General features: G+C 66.9%; 19 protein-coding genes. 7 read left to right on the top strand and 12 right to left on the bottom strand.

Annotated elements, in window-relative coordinates; genetic code table 11:
* Nucleotides 1-20 precede the first annotated feature (20 nt).
* The 3 genes from D107_RS0112315 to metH form a co-directional block, all read right to left on the bottom strand.
* Nucleotides 21-344: a hypothetical protein gene (locus D107_RS0112315; protein ID WP_018878480.1), complete on the bottom strand. Its 324-nt coding sequence runs from the start codon at nucleotides 342-344 to the stop codon at nucleotides 21-23.
* Nucleotides 341-733 (bottom strand): PH domain-containing protein, encoded by a 393-nt coding sequence (locus D107_RS0112310; protein WP_018876895.1) that lies wholly within the window; start codon nucleotides 731-733, stop codon nucleotides 341-343. Before D107_RS0112310 ends, D107_RS0112315 begins: the two co-directional genes overlap by 4 nt.
* Nucleotides 734-882: 149 nt before the next feature.
* Complete coding sequence (gene metH, locus D107_RS0112305) at nucleotides 883-4,674, bottom strand: methionine synthase (protein WP_018881590.1); 3,792 nt, start codon at nucleotides 4,672-4,674, stop codon at nucleotides 883-885.
* Nucleotides 4,675-4,828: 154 nt separating this feature from the next.
* Here metH and D107_RS0112300 point away from each other — a divergent pair, with 154 nt between their 5' ends.
* Nucleotides 4,829-5,563 (top strand): arginyltransferase, encoded by a 735-nt coding sequence (locus D107_RS0112300; RefSeq protein WP_018881589.1) that lies wholly within the window; start codon nucleotides 4,829-4,831, stop codon nucleotides 5,561-5,563.
* A gap of 39 nt (nucleotides 5,564-5,602) precedes the next feature.
* Here D107_RS0112300 and D107_RS0112295 read toward each other — a convergent pair whose 3' ends face one another.
* Together D107_RS0112295 and D107_RS0112290 are read right to left on the bottom strand one after the other, a co-directional pair.
* Nucleotides 5,603-6,451: a methyltransferase domain-containing protein gene (locus D107_RS0112295; RefSeq protein ID WP_018876893.1), complete on the bottom strand. Its 849-nt coding sequence runs from the start codon at nucleotides 6,449-6,451 to the stop codon at nucleotides 5,603-5,605.
* A complete protein-coding gene (locus D107_RS0112290) occupies nucleotides 6,448-7,266 on the bottom strand; it encodes a class I SAM-dependent methyltransferase (RefSeq protein WP_018866715.1) in 819 nt (272 codons plus the stop codon). Before D107_RS0112290 ends, D107_RS0112295 begins: the two co-directional genes overlap by 4 nt.
* A 489-nt stretch (nucleotides 7,267-7,755) precedes the next feature.
* Here D107_RS0112290 and purH point away from each other — a divergent pair, with 489 nt between their 5' ends.
* From purH to D107_RS0112275, 3 genes are read left to right on the top strand one after another with little or no spacing between them, the layout of a single operon-like run.
* On the top strand, nucleotides 7,756-9,321 hold the full coding sequence (gene purH, locus D107_RS0112285) for a bifunctional phosphoribosylaminoimidazolecarboxamide formyltransferase/IMP cyclohydrolase (protein ID WP_018878484.1): 1,566 nt from the start codon (nucleotides 7,756-7,758) through the stop codon (nucleotides 9,319-9,321).
* Between the two features lie 7 nt (nucleotides 9,322-9,328).
* Complete coding sequence (purD, locus tag D107_RS0112280) at nucleotides 9,329-10,618, top strand: phosphoribosylamine--glycine ligase (protein ID WP_018876891.1); 1,290 nt, start codon at nucleotides 9,329-9,331, stop codon at nucleotides 10,616-10,618.
* 44 nt (nucleotides 10,619-10,662) lie between these two features.
* Nucleotides 10,663-13,149 (top strand): glycogen/starch/alpha-glucan phosphorylase, encoded by a 2,487-nt coding sequence (locus D107_RS0112275; protein WP_018866712.1) that lies wholly within the window; start codon nucleotides 10,663-10,665, stop codon nucleotides 13,147-13,149.
* Nucleotides 13,150-13,176: 27 nt separating this feature from the next.
* On the opposite strand, the gene cysQ is transcribed toward D107_RS0112275, so the two are convergent.
* The 3 genes from cysQ to D107_RS0112260 form a co-directional block, all read right to left on the bottom strand.
* Entirely contained in the window at nucleotides 13,177-14,010 is an 834-nt protein-coding gene (gene cysQ / locus D107_RS0112270; RefSeq protein ID WP_018878486.1) for a 3'(2'),5'-bisphosphate nucleotidase CysQ, read from the bottom strand.
* An 85-nt stretch (nucleotides 14,011-14,095) separates the two neighbouring features.
* Entirely contained in the window at nucleotides 14,096-14,641 is a 546-nt protein-coding gene (gene nudE / locus D107_RS0112265; protein ID WP_018866710.1) for an ADP compounds hydrolase NudE, read from the bottom strand.
* Nucleotides 14,642-14,657: 16 nt separating this feature from the next.
* Nucleotides 14,658-15,371 carry an alpha/beta hydrolase gene (locus tag D107_RS0112260; protein ID WP_081619389.1) on the bottom strand — a complete coding sequence of 238 codons (714 nt, stop codon included), beginning with the start codon at nucleotides 15,369-15,371 and terminating at the stop codon, nucleotides 14,658-14,660.
* 32 nt (nucleotides 15,372-15,403) lie between these two features.
* Here D107_RS0112260 and D107_RS0112255 point away from each other — a divergent pair, with 32 nt between their 5' ends.
* On the top strand, nucleotides 15,404-16,144 hold the full coding sequence (locus D107_RS0112255; protein WP_051074888.1) for an HAD family hydrolase: 741 nt from the start codon (nucleotides 15,404-15,406) through the stop codon (nucleotides 16,142-16,144).
* On the opposite strand, the gene D107_RS0112250 is transcribed toward D107_RS0112255, so the two are convergent.
* Complete coding sequence (locus tag D107_RS0112250; RefSeq protein ID WP_018866708.1) at nucleotides 16,137-16,376, bottom strand: hypothetical protein; 240 nt, start codon at nucleotides 16,374-16,376, stop codon at nucleotides 16,137-16,139. The two genes, D107_RS0112255 and D107_RS0112250, sit on opposite strands and share 8 nt — an antisense overlap.
* Nucleotides 16,373-17,014, bottom strand: a complete 642-nt coding sequence (locus D107_RS0112245; RefSeq protein ID WP_018881586.1) for a 7-cyano-7-deazaguanine synthase — start codon at nucleotides 17,012-17,014, stop codon at nucleotides 16,373-16,375. The genes D107_RS0112250 and D107_RS0112245 overlap by 4 nt, the downstream gene beginning before the upstream one ends.
* Before the next feature lie 43 nt (nucleotides 17,015-17,057).
* Here D107_RS0112245 and D107_RS0112240 point away from each other — a divergent pair, with 43 nt between their 5' ends.
* Nucleotides 17,058-17,531 (top strand): TerB family tellurite resistance protein, encoded by a 474-nt coding sequence (locus D107_RS0112240; protein ID WP_018881585.1) that lies wholly within the window; start codon nucleotides 17,058-17,060, stop codon nucleotides 17,529-17,531.
* 15 nt (nucleotides 17,532-17,546) lie between these two features.
* Complete coding sequence (locus D107_RS0112235) at nucleotides 17,547-18,209, top strand: sulfite exporter TauE/SafE family protein (protein ID WP_018881584.1); 663 nt, start codon at nucleotides 17,547-17,549, stop codon at nucleotides 18,207-18,209.
* Nucleotides 18,210-18,258: 49 nt separating this feature from the next.
* On the opposite strand, the gene D107_RS0112230 is transcribed toward D107_RS0112235, so the two are convergent.
* Both D107_RS0112230 and D107_RS0112225 read right to left on the bottom strand, forming a co-directional pair.
* The gene (locus tag D107_RS0112230; protein ID WP_018866704.1) at nucleotides 18,259-18,711 is read right to left on the bottom strand and encodes a DUF4426 domain-containing protein; all 453 of its coding nucleotides are present in this window, start codon (nucleotides 18,709-18,711) and stop codon (nucleotides 18,259-18,261) included.
* A 139-nt stretch (nucleotides 18,712-18,850) separates the two neighbouring features.
* Entirely contained in the window at nucleotides 18,851-19,414 is a 564-nt protein-coding gene (locus tag D107_RS0112225) for a YggT family protein (RefSeq protein ID WP_018881583.1), read from the bottom strand.
* Nucleotides 19,415-19,461 lie beyond the last annotated feature (47 nt).

Raw genomic sequence — 19,461 nt, 5'->3', positions numbered from 1 at the left:
GCACGGTGCACCGGCCGGGATCAAAAGATCCAGGCCAGCATCAGCCAGAAGAAGACGAAGAACAGGAAAAAGCCGGGGATCATGAACTGCAGCTCCCCGATCAGGCCCTCGCCGGCGGCCAGGGCAAACACGATCGAGATCAGGACCGACACGATGGCCGCGACCAGCGCGGCGTTCTTCAGGCCCATACCGTCGTCGAAGGTCAGCGCCACCCAGTCCGACAGCCCCGGCAGGGAGACCGCCGCCGCCAGCACCAGCAGGGCCACCAGCAGGGCGACCAGCGCCGAGGTGCCCAGCAGGATGCGCAGCGCCAGGCGGCTGTCGGAGCGATCGCTCCGGCTCATGCCAGGGCCTCGCGGCGACCGCGCACGTACTCGCGCACGCGGTTGGGGTCGGGGATGCCGGTGACCCGGAACTCCGGGTTGTCGCCAGTGGTGTACACCGCGATTCGGCCCACCCGGAAGATGCGGTCGAAAAAGCTCTGGTCCACCTTCACCGTGCGGATCTGGCCGATATCCAGATCCACATGCGACTTCGACAATAGACCGCGCTCGAGATGCACCTGGTCGGCATCGATGCGCAGCCGAACCGAGCGGGTCTGCAGATACCACCACAGCAGGATCAGCAGGCCGAGTCCGAAAGCCGGGATCAGTACGAGGCTGAGGATGAAACCGAACGGGTGATTGCGGAACATCGCCGGTCGGGCGTCGATCGCGGGTTCACGGGCGGACATGCACGAACTCCGGTTGCGGGCGGACCCGAACAGTTTGGCGCGGCCACCCAGACAAAGCGAGCCCCGCACCGGGGATTCCCTGATGCGGGGCTCGCAGTTTGCCGGACCCGCCCGCTCGCACGGGTCGGCCCGGAGACGGGACCGGGGTGTTACGCGGTCCGGGCCTCGCGCTCGGCCTTGGCTTCCGCCTTGGCCTCGTCGCTGTCGTCATAGCCAATGTTCGGCGCGAGCCAGCGCTCGGCCTCCTCGAACGACATGCCCTTGCGCTTCGCGTAATCCTCGACCTGGTCGCGGTTGACCTTGCCGAGACCGAAGTAACGCGACTCCGGATGTGCGAAGTACCAGCCGGACACGGCCGAGACCGGCAGCATGGCGTAGCTCTCGGTGAGCGTCATGCCAGCGTTCTCTTCCGGCTGCAGGAGCTCCCACAGGGTGGACTTCTCGGTGTGCTCCGGGCACGCCGGGTAACCCGGGGCCGGGCGGATACCCTGGTACTTCTCCTCGATCAGGTCCTCGTTTTCGAGCGACTCGTCCGGGACATAGCCCCAGAATTCGCGGCGCACATGCTGATGCATGCACTCGGCGAAGGCCTCGGCCAGGCGGTCCGCCAGGCTCTTCACGAGGATCGAGTGGTAGTCGTCGTTGGCCTTCTCGAATTCCGCGGCCTTGGCGTCGACATCGCCACCGGCACTGACCGCGAAGGCCCCGATGTAGTCGGGACCGCCAGCCTCCTTCGGCATCACGAAATCGGCCAGCGAGTGGCTCGGCTGACCCCGGCGCTTCTCGGTCTGCTGACGCAGGTGATGCAGCTTCTTCAGCACCTTGGAGCGATTCTCGTCGGTATAGACCTCGATATCGTCATCATTGACGGTGTTCGCCGGGAAGAAGCCCACCACGCCCCGCAGGGTGACCCACTTCTCATCGATCATCCGCTGCAGCATCTCCTGGGCGTCCTTGAACAGCTTGCGCGCCTCTTCACCCACCTTCTCGTCATCCAGGATGCGCGGGTAGGCGGCGTGCAGCTGCCAGGAGTGGAAGAACGGCGTCCAGTCGATGTACTCGGCGACCTCGTTCAGATCGTAGTCGTCGAAGCGCAGCAGCACGGAGCCGTCGCCATGCGGGTGCAGCACGGTCGGCTCGCCCGGCAGCTTGTCGGTTTCCAGCGCCTTCGGCTTGGTCGGGGTATAGCTCGACCAGTCGATCTGCGGCTTGTTGGCGCGCGCCTTCTCCAGGGTGACCCACTGGGTCTTCTTCTTGCGCCCGGCGTTCTGCACGCGCAGCTTTTCGTACTCCTCGCGGATCTCGGCGGCGTACTTCTCGCGCAGTTCGGGGCTGATCAGGCTCTGGGCCACACCCACCGCACGCGAGGCGTCCTTCACCCAGACCACCGGGCCGGAGTAGTTCGGCTCGATCTTGACTGCGGTGTGGGCGCGCGAGGTGGTCGCGCCCCCGATCATCAGCGGCGTGGTCATGCCTTCGCGCTCGAGATCGGCGGCGAAGTTGGCCATCTCCTCCAGCGAGGGGGTAATCAGGCCGGACAGGCCGATGACGTCGACATCGTGCTCCTTGGCGGCCTTCAGGATCTCGGCGCCCGGCTGCATCACGCCGATGTCGATGACCTCGAAGTTGTTGCACTGCAGCACGACGCCGACGATGTTCTTGCCGATGTCGTGGACGTCGCCCTTCACCGTGGCCATCAGGATCTTGCCGTTGTTCTCGGTGCCGGTCTTCTCGGCCTCGATGTACGGGATCAGATGGGCCACGGCCTTCTTCATCACGCGGGCGGACTTGACCACCTGCGGCAGGAACATCTTGCCCTCGCCGAACAGGTCGCCGACCACGTTCATGCCGTCCATCAGCGGGCCTTCGATCACCTGGATCGGGCGGTCATAGGCCTGGCGCGCCTCTTCGGTATCCTCGACCACGTAGGTGTCGATGCCCTTGACCAGGGAGTGCTCGAGGCGCTTGGTGACTTCCCATTCGCGCCACTCGAGGTTCTCCTCCTTCTTGCCGCCGCCCTGGCCCTTGTACTCCTCGGACAGGTCAAGCAGTCGCTCGGTCGCGTCATCGCGACGGTTCAGGACCACATCCTCGACCGCTTCCTTCAGCTTCTCGTCGATGTCGTCGTAGACCGCGAGCTGGCCGGCGTTGACGATGCCCATGTCCATGCCCGCCTTGATGGCGTGGTACAGGAACACCGCGTGGATCGCCTCGCGCACCGGTTCGTTGCCGCGGAAGGAGAACGACACGTTGGACACGCCGCCGGAGACCAGCGCGTGCGGCAGGTCGTTCTTGATGCGGCGGGTGGCCTCGATGAAGTCCACGCCGTAGTTGTTGTGCTCTTCGATACCGGTCGCGACCGCGAAGATGTTCGGGTCGAAGATGATGTCTTCGGCCGGAAAACCGACCTTCTCGGTCAGCAGCTTGTAGGCGCGGGTGCAGATCTCGACACGGCGGTCCTCGTTGTCGGCCTGGCCGTCCTCGTCGAAGGCCATGACCACGATCGCGGCGCCGTAGCGGCGGCACAGCTGGGCCTGCTTGATGAAATTCTCCTCGCCCTCCTTCATGGAGATCGAGTTGACCACCGGCTTGCCCTGCACGCACTTCAGGCCGGCCTCGATGATCTCGAACTTGGAGGAGTCGATCATCACCGGCACGCGGGCGATATCCGGCTCGCCGGCGAGCAGATTCAGGAATCGGACCATCGCGTCCTGCGACTCCAGCATCCCCTCGTCCATGTTGATATCGATGATCTGGGCGCCGCCCTCGACCTGGTTCAGCGCGACTTCCAGCGCGACGTCGTATTCCTCGTTCTGGATCAGGCGCAGGAACTTGCGCGAGCCGGTCACGTTGGTGCGCTCGCCGACGTTCACGAACAGCGAGTCGTCAGTAATGTTGCAGGGCTCGAGGCCCGACAGGCGGCAGGCCGGGGCGATCTCCGGCACCTTGCGCGGCGGATGCTTCTCGACCGCCTCGCGCATCGCGCGGATGTGCTCCGGCAGCGTGCCGCAGCAGCCGCCGATGATGTTCAGCATGCCCTGTTCGGCCCACGGACCGACGTCCGCGGCCATCTGCTCCGGGGACTCGTCGTAGTCGCCAAACTCGTTCGGCAGACCGGCGTTGGGGTGCGCGGAGACGTGGGTGTCGGCGATACGCGACAGCTCTTCCACGTACTGGCGCATTTCCTTCGCGCCCAGCGCGCAGTTCAGGCCGATGGAGACCGGGTTCGCGTGACGCACCGAGTTCCAGAAGGCCTCGGTGGTCTGGCCGGACAGGGTGCGGCCGGAGGCATCGGTGATCGTCCCGGAGATCATGATCGGGAGGTCCTTGCCGAGCTCGTCTTCCAGCGTCTTCACCGCGAAGATCGCGGCCTTGGCGTTCAGGGTGTCGAACACCGTCTCGATCAGCAGCAGGTCCACGCCGCCCTCGACCAGGGCCTCGGCGGCCTCCTTGTAGGCCTCGACCAGGGTGTCGAAATCGACGTTGCGCGCGCCCGGGTCGTTCACGTCCGGCGAGATCGACGCGGTGCGGTTGGTCGGGCCGAGGATACCGGCGACAAAGCGCGGCTTGTCCGGGGTCTTCTCGGTCCAGGCATCGGCGGCCTTGCGCGCGAGCTTCGCGGATTCGCGGTTCAGCTCGGGGACCAGATCCTCCATGTGGTAGTCCGCCATCGCGATGCGGGTACCGTTGAAGGTGTTGGCCTCGATGATGTCGGCACCGGCCTCGAGGTAGTCGTTGTGGATCTGCTCGATGATGTCCGGACGGGTCAGGGACAGCAGGTCGTTGTTGCCCTTCAGGTCGGACTCCCAGTCCTTGAAGCGCTCGCCGCGGTAGTCGGCCTCCTCCAGCTTGTACAACTGGATGGTCGTGCCCATACCGCCGTCCAGGATCAGGATGCGCTCTTTCAGCGCGTTCTCGATATCTTTGCGTGTTGCCGTCATGTGCCGTACACCATTGGTTTCGAATGGGATAAGTGTACACGCCGGGGTTCCATCCCGGACGTGGAGCCCACCCTTCCGGCAGGCTCTTTCGTATCTCGTGGCGGTCTGGGATGCCCCTGTTTGCGCCCGTGCACGGAGATGTCACGATAGCGCCATGCAGGAACATCCGATCCGCTGGTTCATCACTGCCCCGCAGGCCTGCCCCTATCTGGACGACCGCGAGATGCAGAGCCTCCTGGTCGACCCCGCGGTCAGCCTGGGCGGCGCGCGTTTCGGCCAGCTACTGGCCGAGGGCTTTCGCCGCAGCGGTCAGTTTGTTTATCGGCATCACTGCCCCGAGTGCGCCGCCTGCGTACCGGTGCGCATCCCGGTGGCGAGTTTCCGCCCGAACCGGAGCCAGCGTCGCTGCCTGAACCGCAACCACGATCTCGCGGTTGCGATCCGGCGCCCGCCGGAGCAGCCGGGCACCGGGCCCGCCGCCGATCTCGACGAGCACATGCCGTTGTTCTCGCGCTACCAGACCGCCCGCCACGCGGGCGGGGGCATGGAGCAGATGGGGCGCGAGGAATACACGGGCATGCTGGCCCACCATAACGGCCCGGTGGATCTGATCGAATTCCGCCAGGCCGGCACGCTGGTCGCGGTAGCCGTCACCGACCGCACCCCGCAGGGGCTGTCGGCGATGTACAGCTTCTTCGATCCGGATCAGCCGCGCCGCGGCCTGGGCACCCTCGCGATCCTGACCCAGGTGGCGCATGCGCACCGCCTCGGTCTGCCCCATGTCTACCTCGGCTACTGGATCGACCAGGCGCCGAAGATGGAATACAAGACCCGCTTCCAGCCGCTCGAAGGCCGCATGGACGGGGTCTGGAGGCGACTGCCCGCCTGACGGCGGCCAGCCCCTCGGTCCCTGCTTCGCAAGCGCGACCTAGCGGGCCGGCTTGCGGAAGCGGAAGATGCCCCAGGTCAGGTAGCCCGAGTTGCCGCCATCGACCCAGTGCTGCAGGCCCTGCTTCATGCGGTCGATGTAGTCCTGCGAGATGTAGTGCTTCAGCTCGTCCTCGCGGGACTCGAGCTCCTGCTTCACGCGGCCGTAGTGGGTCGCGATCTGGCTGGAATGCTCCTCGAAACCGACCTCTTCCAGACCCGCTGCCTTGGCCGCCTCACGGTAAAACTCGGGGCTAGCCAGCGAATCCAGATGGATGCGGGCGAGGATCGGGTCCAGCACGCCGTCCGGGCAATCGTCGGTCTGCATCGGATCGGTGAAGATCAGCCAGCCACCCGGCTTCAGCACTCGAGCGGCCTCCTGAATCACCTTCTTCTTGTTTTCGTTCTCGCTATGCAGGAACGAGTCTTCGGACCAAACCACGTCATAGGACGCGTCCGGCTCGTCGACCTTCTCGAAGCTGCCGTCGACCACGGTGATCTTGTGGTCCAGGTGGCGCGCCTTGTTGATCTCGCGGTCGCGCTCGTTTTCCTTCTCGGACAGGTTCAGCGCGGTGACTTCGCAGCCGTAGTTCTCGACCAGGTAGCGCGCGACACCGCCGTAACCGGCGCCCATGTCGAGCACGCGCCATTCCGGCTGCGGCTCGCCGAGCAGGTCGGACATATGGGCGACCGTGCGCCGGCTGGCGTCGCCGATCGGCTCGTCCTTGTACTCGTACAGCCCGATATGGAGGTCTTCACCGCCCCACACCATCTTGTAGAAGGTGTCGGCGTCCTCGCTGTTGTAATAGTCGCGAGCCGTCTCGACGACGTCGGAGTAGTTCTCGCTCATCGTTCCTCGCCCTCGATATAACGCTTGTCGGCAACGTGGATGAAGAAGTCGGGATCGGTCTCGCGATAGGTCTCCTGGAAGTCCCCGTAGGTCTCGATCTTCTGGAAACCGACCTCGCGCATCAGGCGGCGCACATAGGCCTTGCGCAGCGGGAACATGTTCAGGAAGTACTCGGAGCCATCCGGGAAGCGATACTGGAAGCGGGCCAGGCCTTCGTCGACATGGGCCGGCTGCACCTGCACGTCGTCGCCGCAGTAGTAGTAGGTGTGCTTGGACGAGTAGCCGTGGTCCATGATGGTGTCGTAGTTGCGCTGGTCGAGGATCAGCACGCCATCATGGTTCAGGGCGGAGTAGAACTCGGCCAGGGCCTTGCGGCGGTCATGTTCGTTGAACAGGTGGGTGAACGAGTTGCCCAGACAGACCACGGCGTCGTAACGGCCGTAGATATCGCGGTTGAGCATGCGCCAGTCGGCCTGCACGGTGCGCAGGATGTGCCCGCGCTTGCGGCCGTTCTCGAAGGCCTTGACGAGCATCTCCGGGGCGCCGTCGGCGGTCACCACGTCAAAGCCCGCTTCGCGCAGCTGTACGGAGTGAAAACCGGTACCGGCGGCCACGTCCAGCACGCGCTTGGCGCCACGCTTCTTCAGTTCCTCGATAAAGAAGGTGCCTTCGCTCTTGGCGCGGTTGTCCCAGTCGATCAGGTCGTCCCACTTGTCGACGAAACCGGTGGTGTACTCGTTGAGGTAGTTCTCGGTATCGCGACGTTCGGTCGGCTTGTCACCGAAATCCTGATCATTCTTGATGTTCGCTGCCATGCTGGTTCCTCTTGGCTTTTGCTGCTGTCGTAAGCGTGAACGGACGGCCCGCGGCCGATCCGTCGGCACAACACCCCGCAAACGCAGAGAACCGCGACCCCCGCATGTCCCGGCGGTCTCGCCATTCGCCCGATCCGCCCAGGCCAGGCCTGGTGTTCGGGTAGCAATGCAACGGGCGCGTTGTTCGCAGCGCCCGCTACCGGCCTGGCCGGTTCATCCTGCACATCCGGAGGGCTCTTCATTACCCGGATGCCGAGCCGTGGTCTGGCGGGCCCATCCCGCCTGGCTCGGGGATCGTTTACGGCGCCTCGCGCTGCGTCTGAACGCGGGCGTTGTGTCCGAAATCGTTTTTATACCCTGAAGGTTTTGCGCAAAAATTACAAGTTGAGCCCCAGCCCTCCCGCTGTGCCGCGGCCGGGTCGAAGCCGCCTCCACGGGCGTCACGCGTTCGATATAATGGCGGTTTTTGCAGCGATCCCGAGGCCCCGCATGACCCCCAGCCGCCCCATCCAGCGCGCCCTTTTGTCGGTCTCCGAGAAGACCGGCGTCGTGGAGCTTGCCCGCGCCCTGCACGAGCGCGGCGTGGAGCTTCTGTCCACCGGCGGCACGGCCCGCCTGCTGGCCGAAAACAACCTTCCGGTGACCGAGGTTTCCGCGCACACGGGCTTCCCCGAGATCATGGATGGCCGGGTCAAGACCCTGCACCCGCGCATCCACGGGGGCCTGCTGGGGCGGCGCGACATCGACTCCGCGGTGATGGCCGAGCAGGACATCCCCCCGATCGACCTGCTGGTGGTGAACCTCTATCCCTTCGAGGCGACCGTGGCCCGACCCGGGTGCAGCCTGGAGGATGCCATCGAGAACATCGACATCGGCGGGCCCGCGATGCTGCGTGCGGCGGCCAAGAACTACCGTGACGTGGCGGTGGCCACCAGCCCCGACCAGTACGGCGAGATCGTCGCGGCCATCGGCGATCACGGGGAGGTCCCGCAGTCCCTGCGCTTCCGCCTGGCGGTGGCGGCCTTCGACCACGTCGCGCGCTACGACGCCGCGATCAGCAATTACCTGTCGGCCCTGGACGAGGACGGCGAGGCCGCGCCCTTCCCCGGGCAGCTGAACGCCACCTTCGAGCGCGTCGAGACCCTGCGCTACGGCGAGAACCCGCACCAGCGCGCCGCGTTCTACCGCGATCCGCAGCCCACACCCGGCACCCTGGCCAGTTACCGCCAGCACCAGGGCAAGTCGCTGTCCTACAACAACCTGGCGGACGCCGATGCCGCCTGGGAATGCGTGCGCCAGTTCGAGGCCGGAGCCTGCGTGATCGTCAAGCACGCCAACCCCTGCGGCGTGGCGGTCGCGCCGAGTCAGCTGATGGCCTACGAGCGCGCCTTCCAGACCGACCCGACATCGGCCTTCGGCGGCATCATCGCCTTCAACCGCCCGCTGGACGGCGACACAGCGCATGCGATTGTCAGCCGCCAGTTCGTCGAGGTCGTGATCGCCCCCGAGATCACGCCGGGCGCGCTGCGCGCGCTGGCCACCAAGAAGAACGTCCGGGTACTGGAGATCCCGCCGGCGGGCGTTGGCCCGGGCCTGGACTACAAGCGCATCGGCGGCGGGCTGCTGGTCCAGGATGCGGACCGCGGCAGCCTGGCCGATGTGGAACTGAAGACCGTGACCGCGCGCGCGCCGTCGGAACAGGAGATGAAGGACCTGTGCTTCGCCTGGCAGGTCGCCAAGTACGTCAAGTCCAACGCCATCGTCTACACCCGCGACCAGCAGACCATCGGGGTCGGGGCGGGCCAGATGAGCCGCGTATACTCCGCGCGCATCGCCGGCATCAAGGCCGCGGACGAAGGCCTGCAGGTCGCCGGCTCGGTGATGGCCTCGGATGCCTTCTTCCCGTTCCGCGACGGCATCGACGCCGCGGCCGAGGCCGGTATCACCGCGGTGATCCAGCCCGGCGGCTCGATGCGCGATCAGGAGGTGATCGACGCCGCCAACGAGCACGACATCGCCATGCTGTTCACCGGCATGCGCCACTTCCGCCACTGAGGTCCTGATGAACGTACTGGTAATCGGCAACGGCGGGCGCGAGCATGCGCTGGCCTGGAAGCTGGCGCAGTCGCCGCGCGTCGAGCGCGTCCTGGTGGCCCCCGGCAACGCGGGCACCGCGCGCGAGGCCAAGTGCGAGAACGTCGACGTCGGCGTCACCGACATCGACGCGCTGCTGGCCCTGGCCGAACGCGAGGCCATCGCGTTTACCGTGGTCGGCCCCGAGGCACCCCTGGTCGCCGGCGTGGTGGATGCCTTCCGCACCGCCGGCCGGCGCTGCTTCGGCCCCACGGCAAAGGCCGCGCAGCTCGAGGGCTCCAAGAGCTTCGCCAAGGACTTCATGCACCGCCACCACATCCCGACAGCCGCCTACGGCAGCTTCGAGGACGAACAGGCCGCGCTGGAGTTCATCGCCACCCACGGCGCGCCCATTGTGGTCAAGGCCGACGGCCTGGCCGCCGGCAAGGGCGTGATTCTCGCGCAGACCGAGGACGAGGCCCGCGCGGCGGTGCACGACATGCTGGCCGGCAACGCCTTCGGGGAAGCCGGCAACCGCGTGGTCATCGAGGAATTCCTGACCGGCGAGGAGGCCAGCTTCATCTGCATGGTGGACGGCGAGCACGTGCTGCCGCTGGCCTCCTCGCAGGACCACAAGGCGCGCGACAACGGCGACCAGGGCCCGAACACGGGCGGCATGGGGGCCTATTCACCCGCCCCGGTGGTGACCGATGCGCTGCATGCGCGCATCCTGCACGACGTCATCGAACCGACCGTGCAGGGCATGGCCGCCGACGGCGAACGCTACACCGGCTTTCTGTATGCCGGCGTGATGATCGACGCTGCGGGCAACCCGAAGGTCCTGGAGTTCAACTGCCGCTTCGGCGACCCCGAGACCCAGCCGATCCTCAGCCGCCTGGAATCGGACCTCAGCGAACTGGTCGAGGCGGCGCTGGACGGGCGTCTGGACGCGGTCGAGGCCCGCTGGGATGCGCGCGTAGCGCTGGGCGTGGTCCTGGCCGCCGGGGGCTATCCGGGGGACTACCGCAAGGGCGACGTCATCAGCGGCCTGGAGACCGTGGAGGCCGATCCCGACGCCCACGTGTTTCATGCCGGAACCGCCCGCGATGTCGAGGGTCGCATCGTGACCGCCGGCGGTCGCGTACTCTGCGTGGTCGGCCTCGGAGCCGACGTGAAGAGCGCGCAGAAAAAGGCCTACGCGGCCGTACACCAGATTCATTTCGACGATATATACTGCCGAACAGATATCGGCTATCGCGCCGTCGCCCGGGAAGGATAATTCCGGGCATCGGCGCTTCTACCCCCTTTCTGGAGATCCGCCCGATGGCCGCCCCCGAAGTGACCCACCTGCCCAACCTCCCCAACGATGTGGAGGGTCTGCGGCAGTCGATCCGCGATGCTGTGGTCCGCGTGGTCGGCGAGGACCCGCGCCAGGCCACCGAACGCGACTGGATGGAGGCCCTGGCCTTCGCCATCCGCGAACGCATGGTGGAGCGCCGCCTGCTGACTCGCCGGCAGTTCGCCGACGAGGACGTCAAGCGCGTCTACTACCTGTCGCTGGAATACCTGATCGGGCGCATGCTCGAGGCCAACCTGCGCAACATGGGCATCCTCGAGCCGGCCCGCCAGGCCATGGCCGATCTCGGCGTCGACCTCGACACCATTCTGGACCTCGAAGACGACGCGGCCCTCGGCAATGGCGGGCTGGGGCGCCTGGCCGCCTGCATCCTGGAGTCCCTGGCGACCCAGGGCTACCCCGGCTACGGCTACGGCATCCGCTACGAGTTCGGCATGTTCCGCCAGGAATTCGAGCCCTACCATCAGGTGGAACACCCGGACAACTGGCTGCGCTACGGCAACCCCTGGGAGTTCCCGCGCTCGGACCGCAAGTATCCGATCCACTTCTACGGCTACGTGGTCGAGCACCATCACCCCGATGGCTCCACCCGCTACACCTGGGAGGACGGCGAGGAAGTCCTGGCCATGGCCTACGACTACCCCACCGCGGGCTATGGCCGGCGCAACGTGAACAACCTGCGTCTTTGGGCGGCCAAGGCCACCCGCGACTTCGACCTGCGCTATTTCAATGAAGGCGACTACATCCGCGCGGTCGCGGACAAGGCGGAGTCGGAGACCATCTCGATGGTCCTGTACCCCAACGACGCCACCGCGATCGGCAAGGAACTGCGCCTGAAGCAGGAGTATTTCTTCGTCTCGGCCTCGCTGCAGGACATCATGGAGCGCCATCTGGCTCTGGACTACAGCCTCGACGCCCTGCCCGACAAGGTCGCGATCCAGCTGAACGACACCCACCCGGCGATCGCCGTCGCAGAGCTGATGCGCCTGCTGATGGACGAGCACGAGCTGCCCTGGGAACGCGCCTGGGAGCTGACCCGGCGCACCTTCGCCTACACCAATCACACCCTGATGCCCGAGGCCCTGGAGACCTGGCCGGTGGAGCTGATGGAACGCGTACTGCCACGCCATATGGGGATCATCTACCAGATCAACCATGGCTTCCTGGAGGAGGTACGCCACCGCTACCCGGGCGACAACGACCGCCTGGCGCGGCTGTCCATCATCGACGAGGAACACGGCCGTCGGGTCCGCATGGCCCACCTCGCGGTGGTGGGTTCGCACCGCGTCAACGGCGTGGCGGCGCTGCACACCCAGTTGCTGCAGGAGACCCTGTTCGAGGACTTCTACAACCTGTGGCCGGAGCGCTTCGTGAATGTCACCAACGGGGTGACCCCGCGCCTGTGGATGATCCAGTCCAACCCCGCGCTCACCGAACTGCTGGGCCAGCGCATCGGCGACGACTGGCAGTACGATCTGGATCGCCTGCGCGCGCTGGAACCCTACGCCCACGATGCCGACCTGCAGAAGGCCTTCATGGACGTGAAGCGCGCGAACAAGCAGCGCCTGGCGGACCTGGTGCGCGAGCGCACCGGCGTGGAGCTGAACCCGGACGTCATGTTCGACGTGCAGATCAAGCGCATCCACGAGTACAAGCGCCAGCTGCTGAAACTCCTGCACGTGGTGGACCTGTACCGCCGCATCCGCGCCGGCGAGGACATCCCGCCGCGCGTGGTGCTGTTCGGCGGCAAGGCCGCGCCGGGTTATGCCCGGGCCAAGGGCATCATCCAGGTGATCAACGAGGTCGCCGACATCGTCAACCATGACCCGGCCATCGGCGACCGCCTGAAGTGCGTGTTCTTCCCCAACTACGAGGTCAGTTCGGCGAGCATCATCATCCCGGCGGCGGATGTCTCCGAGCAGATCTCCACCGCCGGCTTCGAGGCTTCCGGGACCGGCAACATGAAGCTGGCGCTCAACGGCGCCCTGACCATCGGCACCCTGGACGGTGCCAACATCGAGATCCGGGACGCGGTGGGCGAGGACTCCATCTTCATCTTCGGCATGACCGCCGACGAGGTCGTCGAGCACCGCCGCCACGGCCCGTCCCCGGAGGCCATACTGGCCGGCCAGCCGGGCCTCGCCGCCGCAGTCGAGATGATCGAGTCCGGGTTCTTCACCTGCAACGACCCGGGCACCCACGCCGACCTCGGTCGCTACCTGCGCCAGGAAGATCCCTTCTTCGTGATCGCCGACTATGCGGCCTACGCCGAGGCCTGCGCGCGGGCGGACACCCTGTACGCCGACCGCGCCGCCTGGGCCGAGGCCGCCATCCTGAATGTCGCACGCATGGGGTATTTCTCGATCGACCGCACGGTGCGCGACTACGCCCGCGAGATCTGGGACATCACGCCGGAGCCGGTCGCCCCGTCGCGCACCAACGGCGCCGCCTGACGCGGCGGCGCGCGCTTAGAGTTTCCCTCAGGCCTCCGGCAATCCCAGGCGGCGCAGCCAGCCGTCGGGGTTGCCGGCGCACACCAGAAACTCGGGGTTCAACAGGCTCTCGCGCGTGTTGTAGCGAAGCTCCTGGCCCTGGAGGTCGGTCACCCGGCCGCCGGCCGCCCGCACCACCGCATGGGCCGCCGCGGTATCCCATTCGCTGGTGGGCCCCAGGCGCGGATAGATATCGGCGGCGCCCTCGGCCACCAGGCACAGCTTCATCGAGCTGCCCATGCTGACCAGCTCGTGCGGGCCCAGCCGGTCCAGCGCGAGCTTCAGGCGTTCCGCCCCGTGTGAACGGCTGCCCGCCACCACGGGATGATCCGTGCCGATGCGCTCGCTGGCGACCGCAATCGTGCGCGGGGCCTGGTCTTCGTCCCGCCGGATCGCCACCCCGTCGCGGTGCCCGGCATACAGCCGCTTGAGCACCGGACACCAGACCACGCCCAGGACCGGCTCGTGGTTGTGAATCAGCGCCACGTTCACGGTGAACTCGCCATTGCGCTTCACGAACTCGCGGGTCCCGTCGAGGGGATCGATCAACCAGTAGGTCGGCCACTGCCGACGCCGCGCGAAGGGCACGTCCTGCCCCTCCTCGGACAACACCGGCCAGTCCGGGTCGATATCCGACAGCCCGCCGACCAGGATACGGTGGGCGGCCAGATCCGCCTCGGTCAGCGGCGAGTGGTCGGCCTTCTCGGTGACCGCGAAACGGGTCTCGTAGAGCTCGAGAATGGCGTGGCCGGCCGCGTCGGCCAGGCTCGAAACCTCGTGCATCAGGGCAGTCAGGGCCGCATCCTTCGGCGGAGCATGCATGGGGAACTCCCGTTTTCCCGGAACATTCCCCCTAGCTTGGCAGGGTTGCGGCCCCGGGGGAACACCGGCACGCGCCAGGAGGCCTCTATCCGTCGAGGTAATCGCGCACCATGTACAGGGCGGCAATGGAACGCGCCTCGGTCAGGTCCTCGCGTGCAACCAGCTCCGTCAGGCGGTCCAGCGACCAGGGCACCACCTCGATCGCCTCCGGTTCGTCGCCCTCTGCGGTCTCGGGATAGAGATCCTCGGCCAGCACCAGATGCGTCTGGTGGGCCATGTAGCCGGGCGCCACGGTCAGCGCACCCAGGTGGGTCAGGCGGTGTCCGGCGTGCCCCACCTCCTCCATGATCTCCCGGTTGGCGGCGGCCAGGACATCCTCGCCCGCCTCGATGCGGCCCTTGGGCAGGCCCAGCTCGTAGCGGTGGGTGCCCGCGGCGTATTCGCGGATCAGGAGGATTGTCCGGTCGGCCTGCACCGGGGCGATGATCACCGCACCATGGCCGCGGCTGACCAGGCGCTCAAAGCAGGTGCGCGCGCCATTGCTGAACTCGAGGTCCAGCTCTTCCACCTCGAACAGGCGACTGCTGGCGACCGTGCGTCGCCCCTGGACATCCGGCTTGTCTCGGCTCATGCGCCCTCCCGGGCGGTCAGTGGCTGTTGCGCAGACGCACCAGGGTCCGCAGTTCGCCCTCGAACAGGGTGTCGAACATGAACCCGTGATCGGAGGTCACCACCTCGAACCCGTCCTGCTCGGCCGGCTCGGTCTCCGCCAGGCGCAGATCCAGATCACCCCAGCTCACGGCCATGGTGACGCGCATCGGGAAATAGCCGTCGAGGAAGCGGCGAACGAACGGGCCGTTCTCCAGGCGATAGACGCCGTCCCCCTCGTGCTCGACGATCTTCATGCGCGCGGTCACACAGACCTCGGCGTCCTTCTCCACCCCGCGCAGGTCCACACGATCGCCCTCGGCGCGCGCGGATTCGATGTTGCGGGTGGACTCGACCTGGAGTTCGTCGATGGTCGCCTCATTGTACACAATGACCATACGCCGAATGGCCGCCACATCGTTGTGACACTGGCGCAGATCGGCCCATCCGTCCTCCAGGGAGGAGGCCGTGATGCGGATCTGATTCTGGTGGTGATGCGGCGTCCGGTCCGGCTCCTCCAGCAGGAACGTCAGCTCCGGACTGGTCGTCTGGGTCTGGTCCGGGGAGACCGTCTCGCCCCACAGGGCATCATCCTCCAGCGGATCGTAGTCCGGATCATCCGGGTCCATCGCCAGGGTGGGGCCCGGCAGGGCCAGAAGCGCGACAAGAAGGGGCGCGGGCAGAAACCGAACCTGGGGTACCATGAGAGCCATAACCAATCCCCTCGATCATGTGGCCGTCTGCTGTGGACCCGCAAAACCCCGAAAAAAATCCGCACGCCCCCGCGCTCGCCGTGGACTGGAGTCGCATCGACACCGTGCTGTTCGACATGGACGGCACGCTGCTCGACCTGCACTTCGACAACCGCTTCTGGCGCGAGCTGATCCCGCGGGAGTACATCCGCTGCCAGCCGGACGACCCGGAATGCGCACGCCGCCGCCTAGAGGACGAGATGCAGCGGGTGCGCGGCAAGCTGGAATGGTACTGCGTGGATCACTGGACGCGCTTCACCGGGCTGGACATCCTGGGCCTGAAACGCGAACTGGCCCATCATATCGCCCTGAAACCGCATGCCAATGCGTTGCTGGCCGCCCTTGAACGTGCCGGCCGGCGGCGGGTGCTGGTGACCAATGCCCATCCGCAGGTCTACGCCTTCAAGCACCAGCTCACCCGCATCGGCGACCATCTGGACACCATCGTCTCCGCCCACGATCTGGATTGCGCGAAGGAAGAGGCCGCGTTCTGGGAGCGCCTGCAGCGGGTCGCCCCCCATGACCCGGAGCGCACCCTGCTGGTGGACGACAACCTGCTGGCGCTGGCGAGCGCCGCCGGGGCGGGCATCGCGGAGCTGCGCGGCATGCGCTACCCGGACGAGCGCGGCGACCCCATGCACTCGGAAGACTTCGTGCTGCTGGAGTCACTGGCCGATCTGATGTCCGGCCTGCCCGCCGCGAGAGACCGGGCCGGCGATCCGGCAGCTACTTGACCGGGGTCGGCAGGTTGCGGATCAGGTCCAGACGGATCTGCACCGACCGGCCTTCGCACTCGCCATCCAGCCAGTGAAAACCCTCCGCCTCGCGCACTTCGCGGGGCGTTACCTTGCCCCACCAGGCTTGACTGGAACCGGGCTCGGCCCAGTTCAGTTGCAGGGTTTCGCCGGTGAGGATGGCGATCTCCAGACGCTCGGAGACATGGCGGGGAATGGCGGCATCGGTCATCGGGGTGCTTCGCGGTAGTCGGTCGGGTCGGGGATGCCGGCCGCGGCGAACGCGGCGCGCCGGGCCTGGCACTGCGGGCAGCGCCCGCAGTGGCGCGATTGTGCCAGAAGGCAGCTCCAGGTGCGGCGCCAGTCGATCCCCAGCGGATCCGTCGTGGCGATGATTTCCGCCTTCGACTGCTCGATCAGCGGCGCCTCGACCTGCAGATGCGGGACCAGGGTCCCGGCCAGCGCCGAGACCTGCTGCACGAACCCGGGCTGCGAACCCGGCCCATGCCCCTGATCCTCGCGGTTCAGGGCCAAAAGGATACGCCCGGCACCGTGGTGTTCGGCCAGGTTGACCGCCAGCGCCAGCACCAGCAGATTGCGCTGGGGCAACGGCACATGCCCGACCCAGTCGTTGCGCCGGGTGAAGGCCGCGCGCAGGGACTGCAGGTCCAGCGCGACGGGCGTCGCGCCGTAGACCCCGGCCAGATGCTCCACCGCCGCCCATTCGCGGGCCGCATTGCGCTGGCCATAGTCGACCCAGACGGCGCGCAGCACCTGGCCGGCTGCATGGCACTGCGCCAGCAGGGCGCTGCTCTCGATGCCGCCGGAGAGCAGGAGGAGATCGGGGGATTCGGGCCGAACGGATTCCATTCGGGCACCATACCGCACAGCGCGAGTAGACGGAGACCACGCGGTGATTGAACAACTACGCAGCCACTGGCAGCGCCTGCTGGGCGCCGAACGCAGCGATCGCGCCGAGGGCGATCCCGAACAGCGCCTGCAGCGCGCCGCCGCGGCCCTGATCATGGAAGTCTGCCGCGCCGACTTCGAACTGCGCGCGGAGGAGCTCGAATCGGTACGTGGCAGCCTGATCGAGTTGTTCCGCCTGGACAACGATACCGCCGATGCGCTGCTGGAGATCGCGCAGGAGGAGAGCGACGCGCTGATCTCCATCCACCCGATGGTGCGCGAGGTCAATGCGGCCTTCGATGCCGAGCAGAAGGCCGACATCCTGCGCGCCCTGTGGCGCGCCGCCTGGGCCAACCGCGACCTGCACAAACGCCAGGAGGCGGTCATCCGGCACCTCGCGGACCTGCTCTATGTGCCCCACGCCACCTTCATCCGAACCAAGCACGAGGTGCTGGGCGATGCGGCCGATCCGGACTGACCGGGGCACGCACTGATGGGTGACCCGGGTACCCTGCTGGCCGCGCTGGCGGTGGGCATCCTCGGCGGCGTGCACTGCCTGGGGATGTGCGGCGGCATCGTCGGCGCGATCTCCATGGGCCACGGTCGCCGCGGGCCGGGGCTGGACCTGCTGCTCGCCTACAACCTCGGGCGCATGGCGAGCTATGTCGTTGCCGGGGCCCTGGCCGGGTGGCTGGGAGCCAGTCTGCTGGGCGGCCTGCCGGCCGGTCAGGCGATCCTGCAGGGCTTCGCCGCAGTCTTCCTGATCCTGCTCGGGTGCTATCTCGCCGGCTGGTGGCCGATCCTCGCGCGCCTGGAACAGGCCGGCGGGGTGCTGTGGCGGCGCATCGAACCGCTGGGGCGGCGCTTCCTGCCAGTGCGCCACGCCGGGCAGGCCCTGGTGGTCGGCGGACTGTGGGGCTGGCTGCCCTGCGGGCTGGTGTACAGCGTGCTGGCCTGGTCACTGGGTGCCGGCGGGGCCCTGGAGGGCGCCGCGCTGATGGGTGCCTTTGCCCTGGGCACGCTGCCCAATCTGCTGCTGATGGGGGTGTTCGCCGCACGCCTGGCGGCCTTCGTGCGCCGCCCCTGGGTCCGCCGGATCGCCGGCGGCGGGGTCGCGCTGTACGGGGTCTGGATGCTGCTGAGTGTGGCGATGTGATCCCCCGCCCGGGCGGGCGGGGGATCATTCGGAAGGCCCCGGGCGGGGCTCAGTCCACGAAAAAGTCGCGCGAGAAGCGCACCGGCAGCACGCGTTCGCTGCCCGCCGGGGCGACATCGATCGCGAAGTCGAGGGTCTCGCCGCTGCGAACCGTCACCTCCGACAGGAAGTAGATGGCATCACCATCCTGGATCTCGCGGAAACGCAGGTTGCGCATCTGGTCGTTCATGTTGGTGGCCGACCCGGTGACCTCGGCGGAGACCGCCTGCAGACCGTTATCGCCCCGCTCCATCACGCTGACGTTGACCATCGCCCGGTTGGAACTGCGCCGCACGTCATAGGCCCGCGCGACCTCCGGCGACAGGAAGGTGGTGTTGATCACGTTGTAGTGGACGACGTAATTGTCGAACTCCGCCTCGTTGGCGGATGCGATCGAGCTGCCGAGAGCGACCGCCGCCAAAGCGACGAGAAAGCCGGTAAAGACCCGATGCACTCTTGCCATGGCTGACTCCTTTGCCTGATGGGGAAAGCGGGGCCCTGCGGAGACAGGCTCTCAGGTACCCCTGTCTTCGAGTCTAGCCGCTTTTGCTGCGATTGAAACCGGGGGTGGCGGCGCGCGTGCCGACCCCCGCTCGGCGGATTCAGAAAGAGCGGACGATAATCAGCAGGATATAGAGCCCGACCAGGGCAATCATCGGCGAAAAATCGATCGCACCGGTGTTCGGCAGGGCCCGGCGCAGCGGGCCGAGGATGGGACGGTTCACCGCGCCGGCCAGGCGCATGATGGGGTTGTTGGCGGCGCCGCCGCCCCCGACCTGGATCCAGCTCATCACCACCTCGACGATCAGCGCGATGATGAAGACCCAGATCACGGTGGTCAGCAGCTCGCGGATCGCCACGGCCAGGATGAGCCCGAGCCCCACGTCCACGCCAACGATGAGCACGCGCAACCAGATCTCGATGAACTTGAGCACGATCATCAGCACGATCGCGGCGAGATCGACCCGTCCCACGGACGGAATCACCGGCCGCAGCACCCGCAGCGGCGGATCGGTCAGCATCACGATGGTCTGCGAGATCGGGTTGTAGTAGTCGGCCCGCACCAGGCCGAAGATCGTCCGCAGGATCAGCAGGATGATGTAGATCCCGAAGACAACGCTGACGAGGAAGATGGCGATCTCTTGTCCGGTTCCGGCGGCGGGCATGCGGGCTCCTTGCGGTGCAGCGAGTTGACCGCGCCCATTCTCCGGCA

Origin of the sequence: Thioalkalivibrio sp. ALE30, from assembly GCF_000377465.1 — a bacterium.
GTDB lineage: Bacteria > Pseudomonadota > Gammaproteobacteria > Ectothiorhodospirales > Ectothiorhodospiraceae > Thioalkalivibrio.
Note: the sequence above shows the minus strand (reverse complement) of the source record. Positions and strands in the feature narration are given on the sequence as shown.

Coding starts and splice junctions, on each gene's coding strand:
- D107_RS0112315 (WP_018878480.1), bottom strand. CDS start 344: ATGAGCCGGAGCGATCGCTCCGACAGCCGCCTGGCGCTGCGCATCCTG.
- D107_RS0112310 (WP_018876895.1), bottom strand. CDS start 733: ATGTCCGCCCGTGAACCCGCGATCGACGCCCGACCGGCGATGTTCCGC.
- metH (WP_018881590.1), bottom strand. CDS start 4,674: ATGACGGCAACACGCAAAGATATCGAGAACGCGCTGAAAGAGCGCATC.
- D107_RS0112300 (WP_018881589.1), top strand. CDS start 4,829: ATGCAGGAACATCCGATCCGCTGGTTCATCACTGCCCCGCAGGCCTGC.
- D107_RS0112295 (WP_018876893.1), bottom strand. CDS start 6,451: ATGAGCGAGAACTACTCCGACGTCGTCGAGACGGCTCGCGACTATTAC.
- D107_RS0112290 (WP_018866715.1), bottom strand. CDS start 7,266: ATGGCAGCGAACATCAAGAATGATCAGGATTTCGGTGACAAGCCGACC.
- purH (WP_018878484.1), top strand. CDS start 7,756: ATGACCCCCAGCCGCCCCATCCAGCGCGCCCTTTTGTCGGTCTCCGAG.
- purD (WP_018876891.1), top strand. CDS start 9,329: ATGAACGTACTGGTAATCGGCAACGGCGGGCGCGAGCATGCGCTGGCC.
- D107_RS0112275 (WP_018866712.1), top strand. CDS start 10,663: ATGGCCGCCCCCGAAGTGACCCACCTGCCCAACCTCCCCAACGATGTG.
- cysQ (WP_018878486.1), bottom strand. CDS start 14,010: ATGCATGCTCCGCCGAAGGATGCGGCCCTGACTGCCCTGATGCACGAG.
- nudE (WP_018866710.1), bottom strand. CDS start 14,641: ATGAGCCGAGACAAGCCGGATGTCCAGGGGCGACGCACGGTCGCCAGC.
- D107_RS0112260 (WP_081619389.1), bottom strand. CDS start 15,371: ATGGCTCTCATGGTACCCCAGGTTCGGTTTCTGCCCGCGCCCCTTCTT.
- D107_RS0112250 (WP_018866708.1), bottom strand. CDS start 16,376: ATGACCGATGCCGCCATTCCCCGCCATGTCTCCGAGCGTCTGGAGATC.
- D107_RS0112245 (WP_018881586.1), bottom strand. CDS start 17,014: ATGGAATCCGTTCGGCCCGAATCCCCCGATCTCCTCCTGCTCTCCGGC.
- D107_RS0112235 (WP_018881584.1), top strand. CDS start 17,547: ATGGGTGACCCGGGTACCCTGCTGGCCGCGCTGGCGGTGGGCATCCTC.
- D107_RS0112230 (WP_018866704.1), bottom strand. CDS start 18,711: ATGGCAAGAGTGCATCGGGTCTTTACCGGCTTTCTCGTCGCTTTGGCG.
- D107_RS0112225 (WP_018881583.1), bottom strand. CDS start 19,414: ATGCCCGCCGCCGGAACCGGACAAGAGATCGCCATCTTCCTCGTCAGC.